Consider the following 665-nt stretch of genomic DNA (forward strand, 5'->3'; position numbering starts at 1 on the left):
GGCTGTGGTCATGAGGGGCTCTTTGGATTAAAAATGGAATAAAACTAATCGTTTAAAATAGGAAAAGGTGCAACATATGCACCTTGTATTCAGTAAAACCTATCTGAAATTAAATATCAAGTGGAGAACCATTAAATTTAACTCATCTCAATGAAGAAAATGAGGAATCATGGTTATACAAATATTGTTTAACGGTTAATAATACCAGGCGTAGGACTGGCTAAGATGGTCTCAGTTTGAGTGTGTCGTAAATAATCAAGTTTGGCAGCGATGGTACTATCATGCAAAGCCAGTACTTGAATCGCAAGTAAGGCTGCATTATAAGCGCCAGCAGTACCGATTGCTAAGGTCCCAACCGCCACGCCTTTAGGCATTTGTACGATAGAGAGTAAGCTATCCCAACCGCTTAGCATCGATGATTTCACTGGTACACCGAATACAGGAAGCGGCGTCTGACTGGCGCACATACCTGGTAGATGCGCAGCCCCGCCTGCACCAGCAATAATAACTTGTAAGCCTTTGTCTTTGGCGCCTTTTGCATAATCAAATAGTCTATCAGGCGTACGATGGGCAGAGACAACTTCGCAATCAAAAGCAATATCAAAGTCGGCCAGTAGCTGTGCGGCACAATTCATGGTTGCCCAATCAGACTGCGAACCCATGAT

The 665-nt window shown here is 43.3% G+C and carries 1 protein-coding gene; it reads right to left on the minus strand.

Going from position 1 to position 665, the window contains the following annotated elements; genetic code table 11:
* Window positions 1-188 precede the first annotated feature (188 nt).
* Window positions 189-665: 5-(carboxyamino)imidazole ribonucleotide mutase (gene purE / locus ACS8FD_RS21270; RefSeq protein WP_439277330.1), on the minus strand; the 477-nt coding region annotated here is incomplete at its 5' end.

Source organism: Psychrobacter sp. 1U2, assembly GCF_051847575.1.